Source organism: Streptomyces sp. NTH33 (assembly GCF_003236365.1).
In the GTDB taxonomy this organism is placed as follows: domain Bacteria; phylum Actinomycetota; class Actinomycetes; order Streptomycetales; family Streptomycetaceae; genus Streptomyces.
Window position 1 is genome coordinate 1 of sequence record NZ_POTZ01000865.1, and the last position, 1,493, is coordinate 1,493.

At 74.7% G+C, this 1,493-nt stretch carries 1 protein-coding gene; it reads right to left on the bottom strand.

Annotation, left to right across the window (positions count from 1 at the left end; all coding sequences use genetic code 11):
* Positions 1–52: 52 nt before the first annotated feature.
* Positions 53–1,390 (bottom strand): 6-phospho-beta-glucosidase, encoded by a 1,338-nt coding sequence (locus tag C1I97_RS37080; RefSeq protein WP_111007261.1) that lies wholly within the window; start codon positions 1,388–1,390, stop codon positions 53–55.
* Positions 1,391–1,493: the final 103 nt, after the last annotated feature.

Here is a 1,493-nt window from a genome sequence, read left to right on the forward strand (position 1 = left end):
GGGCGGTCGGTCGCCGAACGGGGGAGCGACCGACCGGCCCCGCGAACACCCCCTACGTCAGGTACGCGAGACCGGGATGGACGGCGCTGTACCCGTCGACGAGACGGCGGGCGACGTTCACCGAGTCGACGAGCGGGTGCAGTGCGAAGGCCTTCACGGCCGTCGCACGGGAGCCCGACTCGGCCGCGGCGAGCACCTCGCGCTCGACCGCCTTGACCGCGCAGACCAGCCCGGTGGCGTGGCCGGGCAGCGGGTCCACCGAGACCGGGTGCGCGCCGCTCGCGTCGACCAGGCAGGGCACCTCGACGACGGCCTCGGAGTCCAGCACGGAGAGGGTGCCGCGGTTGCGGACGTTGAGGATCAGCGTGGTGCGCTCGTCGCGGGCGATGGCCCGCATCAGGGCGAGGGCCACCTTCTCGTAGCCGCCCGAGAGGTCGTCGGCCTCCCGCTCCCCCGCGCCGGCCGTCTCGCGGTTCTCGGCCATGTAGGTGGCCTCGCGCTCGGCGCGGGTGCGGTCCCAGGCCGCCAGCGCCGAGGTGCCCGGATTCCCGGCCTCCTCGTAGAACCGGGCCTGCTGGTCGAGGAGGAAGGCGCCGCGGGTTCGAGCGCCGCGCTGGTGGGCGTGTACGGCCTCGCGGTTGAAGTAGTAGTAGTGCAGGTACTCGTTGGGGATCGCGCCGAGCGAGCGCAGCCACTCGGCGCCGAAGAGCCTGCCCTCCTCGAAGGAGCCGAGCAGGCCGGGATCGGCGAGCAGGCGCGGGAGTTCGTCGCGTCCGGCCACGCGCAGGCCGCGCACCCAGCCGAGGTGGTTGAGGCCGGCGTAGTCGATCCACGCCCGGCGCGGGTCCACGCCCAGCACGCGGGCGATACGGCGGCCCAGGCCGACCGGCGAGTCGCAGATGCCGACGACCCGGTCGCCGAGGTGGCGGGACATGGCCTCGGTGACCAGGCCGGCCGGGTTGGTGAAGTTGATGACCCAGGCGTCGGGCGCGAGGCGGGCCACCCGCCGGGCGATGTCGACGGCGACGGGCACCGTACGCAGCCCGTAGGCGATACCGCCCGCGCCGACCGTCTCCTGACCGAGCACGCCCTCGGCGAGCGCCACCCGCTCGTCGTGCGCCCGCCCCTCCAGGCCGCCGACCCGGATCGCGGAGAACACGAAGTCGGCGCCGCGCAGCGCCTCGTCCAGGTCGGTGGTGGCCCGTACCTCGGGCGCGTCCGGCACTCCGGCGGCCTGCTCGGCCAGTACCCGTGTGACGGCCGCGAGACGGCCCGCGTCCAGGTCGTGCAGGACGACGTGCGTCACCCGCCCGGCGCCTCGGTCCGCGAGGAGGGCGCCGTGGACGAGGGGTACGCGGAATCCGCCGCCGCCGAGGATGGTGAGCCTCACGTCTTCTGCACCTTTCGCGCCGTGCCTGAACCGTGCCTGGGCCGTGTCCGGGCCGTGTCCGGGCTGTCTCCGGGGCGGAGCGTTCCGTCCCGCACCCACCCTC